Source organism: Pantoea sp. JKS000250 (genome assembly GCF_003201065.1).
Classification (GTDB): domain Bacteria; phylum Pseudomonadota; class Gammaproteobacteria; order Enterobacterales; family Enterobacteriaceae; genus Pantoea; species Pantoea vagans.
The window spans coordinates 4,080,541-4,097,692 of record NZ_QICZ01000001.1; the positions used below are offsets into that span (position 1 = coordinate 4,080,541).

12 protein-coding genes are annotated in these 17,152 nt (G+C 57.3%); 4 read left to right on the top strand and 8 right to left on the bottom strand.

The window, feature by feature from the left end:
* Positions 1–82 precede the first annotated feature (82 nt).
* The 4 genes from BY447_RS19320 to treZ all read right to left on the bottom strand — a co-directional run bounded on the left by BY447_RS19320 (position 83) and on the right by treZ (position 7,418).
* Positions 83–847: an SDR family NAD(P)-dependent oxidoreductase gene (locus tag BY447_RS19320; protein WP_110331858.1), complete on the bottom strand. Its 765-nt coding sequence runs from the start codon at positions 845–847 to the stop codon at positions 83–85.
* A 126-nt stretch (positions 848–973) separates the two neighbouring features.
* On the bottom strand, positions 974–3,049 hold the full coding sequence (gene glgX, locus BY447_RS19325; RefSeq protein ID WP_110331859.1) for a glycogen debranching protein GlgX: 2,076 nt from the start codon (positions 3,047–3,049) through the stop codon (positions 974–976).
* Positions 3,050–3,108: 59 nt separating this feature from the next.
* On the bottom strand, positions 3,109–5,637 hold the full coding sequence (gene treY, locus BY447_RS19330) for a malto-oligosyltrehalose synthase (protein ID WP_110331860.1): 2,529 nt from the start codon (positions 5,635–5,637) through the stop codon (positions 3,109–3,111).
* Complete coding sequence (gene treZ / locus BY447_RS19335) at positions 5,634–7,418, bottom strand: malto-oligosyltrehalose trehalohydrolase (RefSeq protein WP_110331861.1); 1,785 nt, start codon at positions 7,416–7,418, stop codon at positions 5,634–5,636. Before treZ ends, treY begins: the two co-directional genes overlap by 4 nt.
* A gap of 428 nt (positions 7,419–7,846) precedes the next feature.
* On the opposite strand from treZ, the gene BY447_RS19340 reads away from it, so the two are divergent.
* Positions 7,847–8,143, top strand: a complete 297-nt coding sequence (locus BY447_RS19340; protein WP_033733000.1) for a hypothetical protein — start codon at positions 7,847–7,849, stop codon at positions 8,141–8,143.
* Positions 8,144–8,191: 48 nt separating this feature from the next.
* On the opposite strand, the gene BY447_RS19345 is transcribed toward BY447_RS19340, so the two are convergent.
* A complete protein-coding gene (locus tag BY447_RS19345) occupies positions 8,192–9,448 on the bottom strand; it encodes a mechanosensitive ion channel family protein (RefSeq protein ID WP_013357736.1) in 1,257 nt (418 codons plus the stop codon).
* Positions 9,449–9,672: 224 nt separating this feature from the next.
* Here BY447_RS19345 and BY447_RS19350 point away from each other — a divergent pair, with 224 nt between their 5' ends.
* A complete protein-coding gene (locus tag BY447_RS19350) occupies positions 9,673–11,331 on the top strand; it encodes a methyl-accepting chemotaxis protein (RefSeq protein ID WP_013357738.1) in 1,659 nt (552 codons plus the stop codon).
* A gap of 98 nt (positions 11,332–11,429) precedes the next feature.
* On the opposite strand, the gene katE is transcribed toward BY447_RS19350, so the two are convergent.
* Entirely contained in the window at positions 11,430–13,694 is a 2,265-nt protein-coding gene (gene katE / locus BY447_RS19355) for a catalase HPII (protein ID WP_110331862.1), read from the bottom strand.
* Between the two features lie 387 nt (positions 13,695–14,081).
* Here katE and zinT point away from each other — a divergent pair, with 387 nt between their 5' ends.
* Positions 14,082–14,732, top strand: a complete 651-nt coding sequence (gene zinT, locus BY447_RS19360; protein WP_146211003.1) for a metal-binding protein ZinT — start codon at positions 14,082–14,084, stop codon at positions 14,730–14,732.
* A 64-nt stretch (positions 14,733–14,796) separates the two neighbouring features.
* Here zinT and BY447_RS19365 read toward each other — a convergent pair whose 3' ends face one another.
* The gene (locus BY447_RS19365; protein WP_110331864.1) at positions 14,797–15,162 is read right to left on the bottom strand and encodes an MmcQ/YjbR family DNA-binding protein; all 366 of its coding nucleotides are present in this window, start codon (positions 15,160–15,162) and stop codon (positions 14,797–14,799) included.
* A 101-nt stretch (positions 15,163–15,263) separates the two neighbouring features.
* On the opposite strand from BY447_RS19365, the gene BY447_RS19370 reads away from it, so the two are divergent.
* Positions 15,264–16,274 (top strand): UV damage repair endonuclease, encoded by a 1,011-nt coding sequence (locus tag BY447_RS19370; protein ID WP_013357742.1) that lies wholly within the window; start codon positions 15,264–15,266, stop codon positions 16,272–16,274.
* Here the strand turns inward: BY447_RS19370 and BY447_RS19375 are convergent.
* Positions 16,267–17,058, bottom strand: coding sequence for a glucose 1-dehydrogenase (locus BY447_RS19375; RefSeq protein WP_110331865.1), 792 nt, complete (start codon positions 17,056–17,058; stop codon positions 16,267–16,269). The genes BY447_RS19370 and BY447_RS19375 overlap by 8 nt on opposite strands.
* Between the last annotated feature and the right edge of the window lie 94 nt (positions 17,059–17,152).

Consider the following 17,152-nt stretch of genomic DNA (forward strand, 5'->3'; position numbering starts at 1 on the left):
GCAGCAGTAAAAGAGAATAAAGGGAATTAACAGGGCGGGGCGTTCAGAATAAAAAAGGCAGCGTAATACGCTGCCCTGATACTTATGCCTGTTTAGGCTGGCCATTTGAGGCGGTAAGTCCGCCATCAACCGGCAGATTGACGCCGGTAATATAACTGGCTTCATCGCTGGCAATAAAGAGAATTGCACGAGCGATATCATCCGCTTCACCGGCACGACGCAGCGGAATGCGATCGTAAAAACGCTCCAGCAGTTCCTGATCCTTTTTCGCATCTTCGGTCAGATCGGTAAAGGTGAAGCCGGGGCAGATGGCATTGACCCGCACGCCATCCGCACCGTAATCCATCGCCAGCGCACGGGTGAAGTTAGTAATTGCCCCTTTAGCGGCGTTATAGATGCTCATACCCCAGTCACCGCCTAAGCCGGAAACGGAGGAAATGTTGACGACGTTACCTCTGCTCTTCAGCAGCGCTGGCATGAAGTAGTGAACACCGTGGAAAACGCCATCAAGGTCAGTTTTCATCAGGGTTTTCCATGCGTCGAGGTCGACTTCATGGATGCGGCCCTGCACGATAACGCCCGCATTATTTACCAGCACATCTACACGGCCATACTTCTTCAGCACCGTTTCTGACAGCTGTTTAACCTGTCCGGCTTCTGAGACATCGCAGGCCGCCACCAGATGATCACCCGCCGTCATTTCAGCCAGCGTCTCTTCCAGTTTCTGTCGGGTGCGTCCTACCAGCACCACGGATGCCCCTTCTTCAGCAAAGCGCTTTGCGCTGGCTTCGCCAATGCCGGATCCGGCACCTGTCACAACCACAACCTTCTGTGTAAATCTGGACATTATGCCTCCTTATCAGCATCAATTCTTACTGTTAACAACCGGTTAAGCCTGGCAGCGATTTGCAAAAAAACAAGCGCAGCGCGAAATGCGCTACGCCTGTTGCCTGATTGTTAACCTGTTCAGTGACTAGGGACGTCTGAACAGAGCGAAGCTGCGTCCTTCCAGCTCGAAATCTTTTTCTTTGGTGATTACCAGACCCCGCTTCGCCACATCGCTGGTGGTCAGCTCCAGCACCCAGCCACCTTCGCCAAACTGCGGAATGCGGAACGGCACATTGCCTTCGAACGGGTTAAGCAGCATCAGCACGTCATGCCAGATGCCTTCCTCGGTCTGCAGATCCGGCCGGCCGATATAGACGCCCAGCGTTGAGCCTTCATCCCACTGCTCACTCTGCTGGAAGCCGCCACCGGCGTTAAACCATTTGATATCCATGCCGTCGCGCCAGTTTTCACGACGCAGCAACGGCTGCTGAGCACGCAATGTCAGGATCTGACGGGTGAACTCGCGCAGCGCCTCCGCGGACTCTGGCAGGTTATCCCAGTGTACCCAGGAGATTTCGCTGTCCTGGCAGTAGCCGTTGTTGTTGCCCATCTGGCTGCGGCCAAACTCGTCACCTGCCAGCAGCATTGGCGTGCCGTGAGAGAAGATCAGCGTGGCGAGGAAGTTGCGTTTCTGTCGCTCGCGCACCGCGTTAATGCCTTCGTCATTGGTCGGGCCTTCAACGCCGTAGTTATAGGAGCGGTTGTCGTTGTGACCGTCGTTGTTGTCTTCGCCATTCTCATCGTTATGTTTGTCGTTGTACGACACCAGATCGTTGAGCGTGAAGCCATCGTGGGCAGTGATGAAGTTGACGCTGGCCCACGGACGACGACCGTGCTGGTCGTAGAGATCGCCGGAACCCAGCAGGCGGGCGGCGAAGTCGGTGGAGACGTTGTTGCCTTTCCAGTAGTCACGCACTGTGTCACGGTACTGATCGTTCCATTCTGCCCAGCCTGGCGGGAAGCTACCTACCTGATAGCCACCCGGACCGATATCCCAGGGTTCACCAATCAGCTTTTTCTGCGACAGGATCGGGTCCTGCATCACGGCATCGAAGAAGCCGCCGCGCGGGTCAAAACCATCCGGTTCGCGGCCCAGAATCGTGCCGAGATCAAAACGGAAACCGTCGATATGCATCGACTCAGACCAGTAGCGCAGCGAATCGAGCACCATCTGCAGCACGCGCGGATGCGAAGTATTCACGGTGTTGCCGGTGCCGGTATCGTTGATGTAGTAACGATGCTGGTCGGGCATCGTACGGTAATAGGAGAAGTTATCGATGCCTTTAAACGACAGCGTCGGACCCAGCTCATTACCCTCGGCGGTGTGGTTGTAGACCACGTCGAGGATGACCTCAATACCGGCGTCGTGGAAGGCGCGCACCATGTCACGGAAGCCCTGAATGCCGCGTGGCCCGAAGTAGCGGGTCGCGGGCGCAAAGAAGCCCAGCGTGTTGTAGCCCCAGAAGTTTTTCAGTCCCTTATCCAGCAGATGCTGATCGTCCGGGAACCAGTGCACCGGCAGCAGCTCGACGGAGGTAATGCCCAGGCTTTTGATATAGTCGACGGTTGCTTTGTGACCCATACCATCAAAGGTGCCGCGCAGTTCCGGCGGCAGTGCGGTGTTGAGCTGCGTAAAGCCTTTCACGTGGGTTTCATAAATGACGGTTTTCGGCCACGGCACATTCGGGCGGTTTTTATCCTGCCAGTCGAATTCATTCGGGTCGATCACCCGGCACTTAGGCGTAAACGGGGCGCTGTCACGAGTGTCGAACGTCAGATCTTTATCGTCATGGTAGAGATCGTACGCGAAGTGCGCCTCGTTCCACGCGATGTCGCCCGCCAGTTCACGGGCGTACGGGTCGAGCAGCAACTTGTTCGGGTTAAAGCGATGACCATTTTCCGGGTCATAAGGGCCATAGACGCGGTAACCATAGAGCGCGCCGGGCTTCAGGCCCGGAATATAGCCGTGCCACACTTCGTGGGTATATTCCGGCAGCTCCAGCCGGGCAATTTCCGTTTTACCGCTGGGATCGTACAGACAGAGTTCAACCCGCTCGGCGTGGGCGCTGAACAGGGCAAAGTTCACGCCCTGGCCATCAAAATTGGCCCCCAGCAAATGGCTGTAACCCGCCGTAATTTCAAAACGCTGACTGTTTGACATTTATGCCTCGTTATTCAGTGAACAGATTGACGCGTAATAAACTAAATTCTTCCCGACACTCACTGTGCCACCAGCACGGCGCACCACTGCGATGCCAGTTCTGTCAGCGGCAGCTTGTCGCCTGCATCAAAGGTTTTACCGCTCAGCACATCCTGATAGCGGCGCTGGCCGAGTGCGGCGGGCAGGGCGATATGGGTATCAGCCCAGCGCGCCTCGGGCGGCTGATCGAGATTCTCCGGCAGTGAGTTAAAGACCCGCCGTGAGACAATCACGATGACCGCCTGATCCTCGCGAGTGCGGGCAAAGGCGAGCACCTTGTCCTGATGCTCACCCTCTGTCGACAGCGCCAGATAATCACCGTGGCGGAACAGCTCTGGCTGCTGCTGACGCAGCGTTAACAGCTTCACAATCGCCTGTTGATTGACCTGACCGCGCAGCCAGTGCGTCTCACTGCCGTCCTGCTGCGGCGCGTTAAGCATCGCCGCCAGCGCATCAAAATCGGGTTCGCGGCGGTTATCGGGATCGACCAGGCTGAAGTCCAGCGCCTCGCTGCCCTGATAAATGTCGGGTACGCCTGGTGCGGTAAGCTTCACCACGGTCTGGGTCAGGCTGTTGACCAGGCCGGCGCGCATAAAGGGTTGCAGTGACTGGCAGAAATCATTGAGGAAGGCGTTGTTGCCAGGCGCAAGCAGATGACGGGCATAGCTCAGCACCGCCTCTTCATAGTCATCGTTATTGTCGGCCCAGTCGGTGCGCAGTTTGGCTTCACGCATCGCTTTCTCAACATAGACCACAAAGCGGGCTTCCAGCGCCGCCAGACCTTCCGCATCCTGTGGCTGCAGGGTGGTCGGCCAGACGCCGGCCAGCGCTTCATACAGCATCCACTCCACGGCCGGTTCCGGTGCCGGGCCATCTTTCAGGCGTACGACGTGATCCTTGTTCATCTCCCGCCAGCGGCTGACGCACTCCGCCCAGCGCTGTGGCGCTTCGGTCAGGGTATAGAGCCGCGCACGGGCATCTTCGCCGCGCTTAGTGTCGTGCGTTGAGGTGCCCGACAGTGCATCGGGCTGATGTTCGCGCCGCGCCTGCATCTCTGCATGGAACTGATCCAGCGAGAAGTGACGCGCCAGCGGTTCAGCGCCGACTTCATTCAGTGCCAGCGCCATGTGCTGCCGGAAGAAGAGGGTGTCCTCGACCGATTTCGCCATCAGCGGGCCGGTCAGCTGCTGGAAGCGGGTGCGGAACTGCGTGGCATCGTCGCGGGCGGAGTCGGCAATCTCTGCACGCAGAATGCGGGCCAGGAAATCCAGCGCCTGGGTGTCGGGCGCATGATCGCTCGTTTTAACTTCACTGACGACCTGTTGCAGCAGCGCCGTGTCGGCGGATGTCAGGCCCTGCGGCGTTCCGTAGGTGCGGTAAACCGGGAAGGCCACCAGCAGCTCACGCAACGCATTTTTCAGCTCTGCTTCCGGCTGAGTCGTGCCCTCTGCATCGGCAATTTTCAATGCCAGTTGCAGTAAGCGGTTAAATTCACCGGCAAAGTTGCGGTTGGCCATCAGCAGCTTAGCGGCACGCAGCTCCGCTTTCATGTCGACGGTTTTGCCAATCACCGCCTGATAGGCTTTACGCAGTCCGCTCAGGCGATCGCTGTCAACCAGCAGATTGGCGAGCGCGGCCATAAACTCATAGCCGGTGGTGCCGGAAACCGGCCACTCATCAGGCAGCTGTTCATTGTCGCCGAGGATCTTCTCCACGGTGAGATAGCAGTCGGGACCGGCCGCCTGGCGCAACTGCTCCAGATAGCCGCGCGGATCGGCCAGGCCATCCACGTGGTCGACGCGCAATCCCTGCACCGCGCCGCTGTGAACCAGTTCGAGGATCAGCTGATGCGCGGCATCAAAGACGGCTTTATCTTCCACGCGCACGCCCACCAGACCGGTTACTTCAAAGAAGCGGCGGTAGGAGAGGTCGTTGGGCGCGTCGCGCCAGGACATCAGTCGCCACGGCTGCTGGTCGTGCAGCTCGGCGATCTCTGCGGCATCGCGCAGGGCGAGCACCGACTCTTCGCGATCCTGCCAGGTCTCAGGTTTCAGCGGATAGAAATTGTCGAAGTAGGCCAGCGCCGGTTTGCCGGTCTGCGGATCGCGCTGCACGCTGATATCACCGTTTTCCAGCACCGCCTCAAAGGTGTCACCGAGGAACGGCAGCGTCAGGCGGCGAGACCAGTCGATATCGAAATAAGTGGCATAGCGACTCTGTTCGCCATGTTCAATGACGTCGCGCCACCACGGGTTCTCCAGCGAGGCGGCCATATGATTCGGCACGATGTCGAGGATCAGCTCCAGCCCGGCCGCTTTCAGCGCGGCCACCATGCGGTCAAAACCTTCCCGGCCACCAATCGACGGCTCAATCTGGTTAACGTCGGTCACGTCATAGCCGTGGGTTGATTCAGCGGTGGCGCTGAAGATCGGCGAGGCGTAAAGATGGCTGATGCCCAGCTGTTTCAGGTAGGGCACCAGCGCCGCCGCACGGTCAAAGGTCATGCCGTTGCGGAACTGGATGCGGTACGTTGCGGTTGGAATAGTCATTCTGTTTCTCTCTTAGCCAGACGCACCACGATAGCGTTGGGAATCAGTTCGGTTGCGGTCTGCGGCCAGGCAAACAGCGTTTCACCCGGCAAATCGGGAATCGGCTGCGTGCTGTCGCCGACGTTCAGCGCCAGTGACAGCGTGCCCTGCGGGAAGTCCCAGCGCACCGCCAGGAAACCGTCTGCGGTTTTCACCACCTGACCGGTATCACCGCCAGCGGTCTGCAGCAGCGGCACGATATGTTCCTGACGCAGCGCCAGCAGATGACGCGTCAGCGCCAGCCACTGCTGACCTTCCGGCGTTTCTGTGCGCTGCCAGTCGAGTTTCGACTGTTCAAAGGTGGTGACATCGTTAGGATCCGGCACCGTTTCGCCGTGACCGGCATGGCCTTCAAACTCTCTGGCGCGACCTTCACGCACCGCTTTAGCCAGATCGCCGTGGAAATCGGTGAAGAACAGGAATGGTCGGGTTTCGCCATACTCTTCGCCCATAAACAGCAGCGGAATGTGTGGCGAGACCAGCAGCATGGCCAGCAGCACCTGTGTCCGCTCTGCACCTGCCAGCGAGACCAGCCTTTCGCCCTGCGCGCGGTTGCCCGTCTGGTCATGGTTCTGGATGAAGTCGACAAAGGCGACCGGCGGCTGACTGCTGCTCTTCACGCCGCGCGGCTCGCCCGACTGTGCTGAGACTTCGCCCTGATAGACAAAGCCTTCTGCCAGCGCCCGCGCTATCCGCTGCGCCGGCTGGTCAGCGAAGTCCTGGTAGTAGGCGTGGGTTTCACCGGTTGCCAGTACATGTACGGCGTTATGAAAGTCATCGTTCCATTCGCCGGTAAACAGCGGAGCATCTCCGTTCTCGTCGCGCGGATGCAGGAAGGTGACGTTTCGACAATCTTCGGTGGTGAGGTGAATGGGGCGATCGGTAATGGTGGCGCGGATGCGCTCGGCAATCTCAACCAGCACATGCTTTTCGCTCGGGTCATCAATCTGATCGATGGCATCAAAGCGCAGGCCATCCAGATTAAACTCCTGCAGCCAGTAGAGCGGTGCTTCCACGATATAGCGGCGCACCGCATCAACGTCATAGGCGATACCGGCGCCCCACGGCGTCTGGCGCTCTTTATGGAAGAAGTCCGGCGCGAGCAGCGGCAGATAGTTGCCCTCCGGGCCGAAGTGGTTCAGCACGATATCCAGCACCACCGACAGGCCGAGACCGTGCGCCGCATCGATAAAGGCTTTAAAATCATCCGGCGAACCGTAAGCCGCATGCGGTGCATAGAGCAGCACGCCATCGTAGCCCCAGCCACGATTGCCGCCAAACTGCGACACCGGTAGCACTTCAATCATGGTGATGCCGGTTTCGGCCAGCATCGGCAGCTTCTCTATTGCCGCCCGGAAGGTGCCTTCCTGGGTAAAGGTGCCGATGTGCAGTTCATAGACCACTGACTCCGTCCACGGACGACCCTTCCAGCCTGTGTTCTGCCACCGATACGCGTCAGGATCGATCACCAGGGAGGGCCCATTGACCTCCGCTTTCTGGGCGCGGGCAGCGGGATCGGGCACGGCCGTGCCATCCGCCAGTACAAAATCATATTCGGCATTCGCAGCCACACCGGCGACCTGGGCTTCAAACCAGCCGTCAGCCTGCGGTGTCATCTCAATATCTTTACCGGCGAGACGCAGCGTCACGCGTTGCTGACCGGTTGCCCAGAGGCGGAAACGCACCTCGTCACTGGCAACCCGTTCAGCGCCCCAACTTTTAGAAAAAGATTTGGATTCCATTCAGTTGCCTCATTTAGCCTGGAAATACGCGATGGTGACCACCGCGCGAATAGGATGTCGATGACGTAAGCGTCAAAAAATCGTAAAGCAATCAGTGAGACCCGGATGCCAGGTGGGCTGGCGCGCCTCTTCAGCCAGGAAGCTGGACTGGTATTCAGCGTGATGCGGCGGGAAGGGAAAAGTGAGACCGCTTCCACGCGGCATACAGAGAGTAATCATAGACTAAGATGTTGCAGTCGCAGGGCGGCAGGCGGTTCAGGCGCATTAATTTGCGTTAATTGTTCTGAATCGGCCTCTGGCTGGGGAGAATCATGGGGGGCAGGCCCAGAAAACCCTGCCGGATGGCGCGGATTCGCTATAAGCTTAAGCGCGATCGCGCAGGTCACGCTGGAGGATCTGCGGCGCTGAACATTTCAAAAGGATATTACGTGAGGAAACGCGTTCTGTTAGTCACACTGCTGCTACTGATTTCCGCCTGTTCTAACCGGGTCGGACACCGACTGGACAACCGTAATCTGCAGCACATTCATGCCGGTCAGACGACCAAAGCCCAGCTGATTGCGCTGTTTGGTCAGCCTGACAGTGAGACCCCTTACCCGGACGGGCAGCGGTTGCTGAAGTGGACCTACAGTGAGGCGCGCACCCTGAACACCACCGAAGGGCAGACGCTGACCGTGCAGATGAAGAATGACAAAGTGCTGAACTATGCGCTGAGTAAGAGTTAATGACCTGAGCTACCGTGGCGGTGCGGGACCGCCACAGCAGGTCACGGGTTACGGCATGCCGTTTGGCTCTGCATCCCCGCTGACGGGACGCGGCTGCGCCAGACGGGCGAAATCAGACCCGGCCGGATGCTGATAAATCTGCAGTTCAAAGAATCGGGACATGGCATAGATATACTCAAAAATCGCCGCCTGGGTATTCTCATAATCGGCCCAGAAAATGGATGAGGTGAAGCAGTAGATCTCCACCGGCAGCCCATCCGGCGACGGCTTCAGCGGCCGCACCACGATATACATCTCTTTCATAATGTCATCGCGCTGGGCCAGCCAGGCACTCAGGAATTTACGGAACACCATCAGATTGGTGATGCCGTTCTCCATAAACCAGCGGTCGCCGACAGCATTGATATCCCGTCCATCCAGCAGCTCAGTGATTGTTTCGCCCGCGAGGCGGATCTGGCTCATCGCCTGTAGCATCTCCTGATTCACAAAGGTGATCGACTTCTGATCAAGATAAAAGCTGCGCATGATGCGGCGCGCGCCCGAGGAGAACATCGCCTGCCAGTTGGTGTAGGTTTCGGTCAGGAAGTTCTTGGTCGGGATGCGCGAAATGGTGTTGTCCCAGTTGCGGATGGTGATGGTATGCAGCGCAATATCGATCACCTCGCCGCTGATATTCCTGTCCGGCATCTCAATCCAGTCGCCCAGTTGCAGGACATCGTTGGAGGAGAGCTGAATATTCGCCACCAGCGACAGCAGCGTATGCTGGAAGATCAGCATCAGTACCGCGGCGACCGCACCCAGCGAGGAGATAATAATCGCGGGTGACTTGTTGGACATAATCGCCAGAATCATGATCGCAGCGATAATATGCACCAGGATCTTACCAATCTGGATATAGCCCTTGATCGAGTGATTCTTGCGCTTGGATTTGCGCGAGTAGGAGTTGTTAACAATCTCCAGCACTTCGTTGAAGAAGATCGACAGATAGACAAAAAACAGAATGCCGCAGATGGTCTGAATCGCCACTTTCAGATTTTCAGGCAGGCCGGGCATGAATTGCAGGAAATTGTAGACCACAATCACCGGCACAAAATTTGACAGCTTCTGAGAGAGGCGGACATCTTTATCCAGCGGAACGTCTTTTTTATGACTGCTGAAAAAGACCTTCCTGATCACTTTGACGATGAAAAATTTGCAGATCAGGTGAGTGACCATCCCGGCCATAATCAGCAGCAGCAGGCTGAAGCCAATCGACAGCACCCGGTTCCCCTCAATAAAACTCATCAGACTCTGAATGTAATGCATGTTAACCACGTGCTAAAAATGTAAGGGGCGAATTCAACCACAGCACGGGGGCGCTTGTTAAGCGCCGAATGCGTTCAGGCGGCGTCACACTCTTTTTTCAGCGCAGTACGACGTGCTGGCTGCATCCGGCGTGGTGCGGAGAGCAGGCTTCTCTGCGACTGCGCTCAGATAAATCCCTCGCTGGCCGATAACAGCTTTATCTTCTCTGATATGAGTCTGCGGACATGCTTAAAAATCTTAAAATAACTCACGGTATTCTGGCGGTGCTGGCCGTCTTTATTACGTTACTGACCCTGACCGGATTTCTGTTCTACAACGGCGTGTCAAAAGCCGACAAAAACTTCGTGGCGGCCGAGCAGCTGACGCTGCAGCAGCAGCACCTGAGTGATGCGGTGAAAACCCTGATTAAAACCCGCGTCACCATCAACCGCGTGGCGATCCGTTTCCTGAAAAATCAGCAGGACCCTAAATCGCTGGCGGCGATGGCGGCGCTGCTGGAGCAGGCGGGTCAGTCAGCGGAAAAGGCGGATGCAGATTTTAAAGCGTGGCAGGCGATGCCGCGTAAAGCAGGACAGAGTGAAGCCCAGTCGACGCAGGTTCAGACTGCTTATCAGCATATGCGTGACACCATGCTGGCCTCTGTCACTTTTCTGAAGCAGGGCAACTACCCGGCCTATGGCAACCTTGAAGCGCAGGCGGCACAGGATCAGCTCGACACGGCCTATGAGGCCTGGCGTGCAGTGAACATCCAGCTGATGAAAGATACCTCTCTGCACAACCAGCGCAGCCTGACAGATGCACTCTGGGCGCTGCTGGCCATCGGCCTGATCACCGGCGTGATTGGGGTGGCAGTCTGGATGGGACTGCAGAAGCTGCTGATTAACCCGCTGGCCAGACTGACCGCTCATATGCGCGCTATCTCGGCCGGTGATTTAACCTCTGCGATTCAGCATGAGGGCCGCAACGAGATGGGCCAGCTGATTCAGGAGTTGCAGCAGATGCGTGATGCGCTGGTCGTGACCATTACCTCAGTCGATGACGCCACCCGCTCTATCTTCACCGGTGCCGCGGAAATTTCCGCCGGCAGCACCGATCTCTCTTCCCGTACCGAGCAGCAGGCAGCCGCGCTGGAACAGACCGCCGCCAGCATGGAGCAGCTCACCTCGACGGTGAAGCTCAACGCAGACAATGCACAGCAGGCGACCACGGTGTCGAAAGAGGCGTCAGCTACGGCCCTGCAGGGCGGTGAGACCGTTGCCCGGGTGATTGCCAACATGGATCAGATCAGCGAAAGCTCGAATCAGATCGCCGGTATTATCGCCATTATCGACAGCATCGCCTTCCAGACCAATATTCTGGCGCTGAATGCTGCGGTTGAAGCCGCGCGTGCCGGTGAACAGGGGCGTGGATTTGCGGTGGTGGCGGGTGAGGTGCGCTCGCTGGCCGGACGCAGCGCCAGCGCCGCGCAGGAAATTCGTGGACTGATCGACCGCTCAGCAGAGCGCATCAAAACCGGTGCCGGTCATGCTGCACAAGCGGGCACCGCGATGGAGAGTATTGTGAAGTCGGTGAGTCGTGTGACGCAGCTGATTGAAGAGATTGCGGCATCCTCGACCGAACAGACGCGGGGCATTGAGCAGGTCTGCATTGCAGTCTCAGAAATGGATGGGGTGACGCAGCAGAACGCCGCGCTGGTGGAGGAGTCCGCCACTGCCGCCGCCTCGCTGGAAGAGCAGGCGAGCTACCTGCGTAAAACGGTGTCGGTATTCAAAACCGGCACGCTGCACGCAGCGTTCTCTGCCGCACCGGTTGCGAAGGCGATTGCTGTGCCAAAACGTCAGCCTGTCGCTGTGACAGACAATGAGAACTGGCAGACCTTCTGATAACGGAACGTCTGACGGATCACCGCGCACGCGACTGTGCTACGCTTTCCGGCATAAAAAAACCGCCCCTGGAGGCGGTTTTTTATTTACTCAACGCATCAGGCCGGAACGGACTGTGCCTTCTGGCTACGGGACCAGACGCGGTGCGCTTTCATCGCCTGCGTGAAATCCGACATCAGCGCGATCTCAGCGGAGTCGCCCTGCACAATGCCTTCTTCCTGATCGGCATCTTCCAGGCCGAACTGCGCTTTAAAGCGGCGCGCGTCGCCCACCAGACCAATCACCTTGAGGTGTTTATAGGCTTCCAGCAGGAAGTAACGGGCATCGCCGCTTAACAGCAGGGCATCGATATTGCCATTCGGCACGATGACCGCATCAAAGGTCAGAGAAGGCAGACCGGCAAAGGTGGCATCAACCGGCAGCACTGAGCCGTCATCCGCACGCACCTGGCCCATATGCGGTGCCAGCAGTTTGGTGTGCACACCTTCTGCTTTCAGCGCCTGCAGAATCGCCAGCACATCAGCCGCTTTCACGCCGTCGCTCAGCAGCAACGCCACCTGACGACCTTTGATCTCACCATCCGGGATGGCATAAAGGCTCAGGCTGTCATCTTTGGTCAGGCCGTTCACTGCCGCCGGCGGCTGGATATTAAGCTGCTCATCGGTCAGGGCGAGTCCAAGGTTATCCGCCACGCCCTGCGCCAGCTTAGTATCGATGCGTGCCAGATGATCGACTACGCGCTCACGGATATAGGCGCGACCTACTTTACTCAGCTCAAATGAGTAGGCACCAATGATGTGCTGCTGCTCAACCTCTGTCTGGCTGTTCCAGAACAGGCGCGGCTGCGCATAATATTCACCGAACGACGGGCTGCGCTCGCGCACTTTATGACCTTCAACCCGCTCCTGATAGCTCTCGAAGCCGCCACCGGTTGCAGCAGGTGGGGTTTCGCGCGGCCAGTTGTCGTTGATCGAGTTCGGCTCGTAGTTTGCCGGATTGGTGTCGATATCCTGACGATGCATGCCCTGACGCTGGAAGTTATGGTATGGGCAGGTCGGACGGTTGATCGGGATCTCATGGAAGTTCGGTCCGCCCAGACGACTGATCTGCGTGTCGGTATAGGAGAAGAGACGACCCTGCAGTAGCGGATCGTTGGAGAAATCCAGACCCGGCACGATATGGCCTGGGTGGAACGCCACCTGCTCGGTTTCGGCAAAGAAGTTGTCCGGATTACGGTTAAGCACCATCTTACCGACGATCTCAACCGGCACCAGCGCTTCCGGGATCAGCTTGGTGGCATCCAGAATATCGAAGTCGAATTTGAACTCATCTTCTTCCGGGATCAGCTGCAGACCCAGTTCATATTCCGGGAAATCACCCGCTTCAATCGCTTCCCACAGATCGCGACGATGGAAATCGGGATCGCGGCCGGTCAGTTTCTGCGACTCATCCCACAGCAGCGAGGCTTTACCGGCCACCGGCTTCCAGTGGAAACGGACAAAGGTCGCTTTGCCTTCGGCGTTAATCAGGCGGAAGGTGTGGATACCAAAGCCTTCCATGGTGCGATAGCTGCGCGGAATGCCGCGGTCAGACATCGCCCAGATGACGTTATGCATGGTTTCCGGCTGCAGAGAGACGTAATCCCAGAAGGTGTCATGGGCGCTCTGACCCTGCGGGATTTCGTTGTGCGGTTCCGGCTTCACGGCGTGCACAAAGTCAGGGAATTTGTGCGCATCCTGAATAAAGAACACGGGCGTGTTGTTGCCGACCAGGTCAAACACACCCTCTTCGGTGTAGAACTTGGCGGCGAAACCGCGGATATCACGCACGGTATCGGCAGAACCTGCGCCGCCCTGAACCGTGGAGAAACGCACAAAGACGGGGGTGGTCTGCTCGGGATCGCTGAGGAACTGCGCTTTGGTCAGATCTTTCAGGGAACGATAAGGCTGGAAATAGCCGTGTGCGGCAGAGCCTCGGGCGTGCACGATACGCTCCGGGATACGCTCATGGTCAAAGTGCGTGATCTTCTCACGCATAATAAAGTCTTCCAGCAGCGTCGGACCACGCGAACCGGCACGCAGTGAGTTCTGATCGTTGGCGATGCGTGTGCCCTGGTTGGTGGTCAGAGGGCGGTCGGTGCCGTTTTTGCGGCTGGCTTCAAGCTGATCAAGTTTGGCGTTGTGTGTCTGTGGCGCTTTCAGGCTGCCCGGGGCGGTAGGCTGTTTGCCTGGCGGGGTCGGTTCGGCTGGGGGCTGATGCGAACCATCTTTCGGTGCCAGGGATCCCAGCCCCGGTTCTGATGATTCCGGACCGGTGGTCGGCGCGCGTTCGCTCAGGGGTTTCTTCTCGGTTTCTTTCGACATTAATCCATGCTCCAGCTGTTATTTTACGTTCGGCGACACTAAATATAGAACAACCTGAACAATGCTGAGGTTAAATCCGCGATTTAAACTACCCCGCAACGCCTTTTTTATCGGGTTCAAAACGCGCGCTTATCTCTCAGCCCTCCTTATCGCTTCGCTTATTCACGCCTTGTGCCGTCTGGCTTAGCGGCCTCTCAGTCCGCGCCCGCTATAGTGGCAACCCGCTTTGATGCCACGGCAGTTCCGCTTATTACCGGCGAGTGGGATGTACCAGAAGAGGCCCCTGACCATTAAATAAAATTAATGCCGGGAAGTGTTCATCACGGTTGAATTGTGAAATGTTATATCATAACATTTCTGGCTGTTACATTAATCGGGGATCAGGCTTTGAAAAATCATGCAGGTAAATGGATGGGACTCGTCGGCGCGCTGTTAATGAGTCAGCAGGCGCTGGCACAGGGTACGCATGCCCATGGAAAACCGCTGTCAGCGATGGAACAGAAGGCGGCTGAAGGGGTTTTCGCTGACAGCGATGTGAAAGATCGTCCACTCTCTGACTGGGACGGAATCTGGCAGTCGGTCTATCCGCTGCTGCAGAGCGGCGAACTGGACCCGGTCTGGCAGAAGAAAGCGCAGCAGGACAACAGTAAAACGGCAGAACAGTACAAGGCCTATTATCGCAAAGGCTACGCCACCGACGTCAATACCATTGGGATCGAAAATGGCGTGATGGAGTTCCACGTCGGCGATAAGGTCAGCGCCTGCCACTATCACTATGCAGGCCACAAAATCCTGACCTATACGTCCGGGAAGAAAGGCGTGCGCTACCTGTTCGAGTGCCAGGACGCCAGCAGTCAGGCGCCGAAATATGTGCAGTTCAGCGACCACACCATCGGGCCGCGAAAGTCCGCCCATTTCCATATCTTTATGGGCAACCAGTCTCAGCAGGCCCTGCTGGCGGAGATGGACAACTGGCCAACCTATTACCCTTACCAGATGACGAACGCACAGGTGGTGGATGAGATGCTGCACCACTGAGTGCCGGGGCGGGGCTGAAAACCCGCTGGTCACAGCGGGTTTTCATTATTACCTTTCGCCGCCTTTATCCCACCCACACCGGGCGTCGTGAGGCGGGGATGCCGCGCACCACCCGCTGATATGACTCTTCAACCAGCTGCTGAATCAGGCCTGGCGAGAGACCGTCGCCGGGATACACCGTAATCCAGTGGCGCTTATTCATATGGTAACCGGCAGTGATCGAGGGATAGATCACCCGGTGCAGCTCTGCCTGCTGCGGTTCGCATTTCAGGGTAATAATCGGTACGCCCCGCAGTTCGGTCAGCAGTAAAAACACTTTTCCACACACTTTATAAACCTGATGTTCCGGCCCGAATGGATAGCCTGATTCGGCGGCGGGCAGCCGTTCAGCCGCGTCGATAGCGATGCGCTGGATCGCGTGACCCTGCATAGTCTCTCTCCCTGTCATTATTCAGTCTGTCGCTGTGGCCCGCGACTGGCTGGTCGCCAGAGGCCTGTTACACTTCTGATAAGCATTAATCAGGAGCAGTCATGAAATTAGGCTTTGCATGTAAATATCTCAATAGCGATGGCAAACAGTTCTTCCCGTTTCGCGCGACGACCCGTAAACGATTTCTGAGTTTACCGCACGCTGAACGTCATCAGCTGGTTCATGAGATCACCGTTACTAATCTCAATAATCTCTACCTGACGCTTGAGCATTTGGCCACGTTACCGCCGCCGCTGCGAATGATGCGTATCGGCAGCGATCTGTTGCCACTTTACACGGTGCCCGAAGCGACGCCGCTGTTTGCGGAATTCCTGCCTGAGCTTTATCCGCTGTTTGCCCGCTGTGGCGAGCTGGCACGGGCACATGATATCCGGCTCTCCTTCCATCCGGGACAATATACCGTGCTGGCTTCCGATAATCCCGATGTGGTGGTGCGCGCACTGGAGGATGTGGAGTATCACACGCTCTGCGCCTGTCTGATGGGCTACGGTAAGACCTTCCAGGATTTTAAAATCAACATTCATATGAATGGTAAGGCGGGCTTCGACGGCTTTAAGCAGTCGTTTAATCAGCTCAGCCCGGAGGCGCGGCTGATGCTGACGGTGGAGAATGATGAGATCTCCTGCTCGCTGGATGATGTGCTGCAGGCGGCACCCCTCTGTCCGGTTGTGCTGGATATCCACCATCACTGGGTGAAAGAGAGCGAGTTTATTCAGCCGGATGACGCGCGTGTGGCCAGGGTAATCGACTCCTGGCGCGGCGTGCGACCGGTGCTGCACTATTCGATTTCTCAGGAGGGGATTATTCCGCAGGAGGGCTGGCCCGATCAGCAGCAACTGGGCGTGAGCAAAAGCAAACTGCGGGCGCACTCTGACTTCTTCTTCAATCCGACGCTGAATGGGTGGGCGCTGTCGTTTCAGGCTTTCGACATCATGTGCGAAGTGAAAATGAAAAATCTGGCGCGGGAACCGCTCTGGCAGTGGGGCGTCGCGCAGAAGCTGCTAAAGGATCCCCTGGCTGAAGGGGCCAGGGAATCGGCAGACGTTAAATAATCGCGACGCCGCCTGTAACGGCAATGGTGGCCCCGGAAATGTAGCTGGCTTCATCACTGGCCAGCATCACATAGGTGGGTGCCAGCTCAGCAGGCTGACCGGCACGCTGCAGTGGTACTTCACTGCCAAAGTTTTTCACCTGTTCAACCGGCATGGTCGATGGGATCAGCGGTGTCCAGATGGGACCAGGTGCGACCGCATTGGCACGGATGCGTTTCTCCGCCAGCAGGGCTGCCAGGCCGCCAGAGAAGTTAACGATGGCGGCTTTAGTCGCGGAATAGGCGAGCAGTTTCGGTTTCGGCTGGTCAGCATTGATCGAGGCCGTATTAATGATCGAGCCGCCTGCAGGCATATGTTTTGTGGCCGCTTTGGTGATGTAAAACATCGCGTACAGGTTAGTCTTCATCGTCCGATCAAACTCGTCGTCGCCGATCTCATCCAGCGATTCGCGCGTCATCTGATACGCCGCGTTATTCACCACAATGTTAATTTCACCAAAGGCTTCAACGGCTTTATCGACCAGCGCGTTGCAGTGTGATGCATCAATAATGTCACCGGGCACTAAAATCGCTTTCTGACCGGCGGCCTCAACCAGTCTGGCGGTATCCTGCGCATCCTCATGCTCATCAAGATAAGAGATCAGCACGTCAGCCCCTTCCCGGGCAAAAGCAATCGCCACGGCCCGGCCAATGCCGGAATCGCCGCCGGTAATAATCGCTTTTTTACCCGCCAGACGGCCTGAACCCTGATAACTCTCTTCACCATGATCGGGCTGTGGCTGCATCGCGGCGGTACTGCCGGGCCACGTCTGCTGCTGCTCTTCGAAGGGGGTTGTGGACGCTGAGTGGATGACATGACGTCTCCTCCATAAAAAAGAT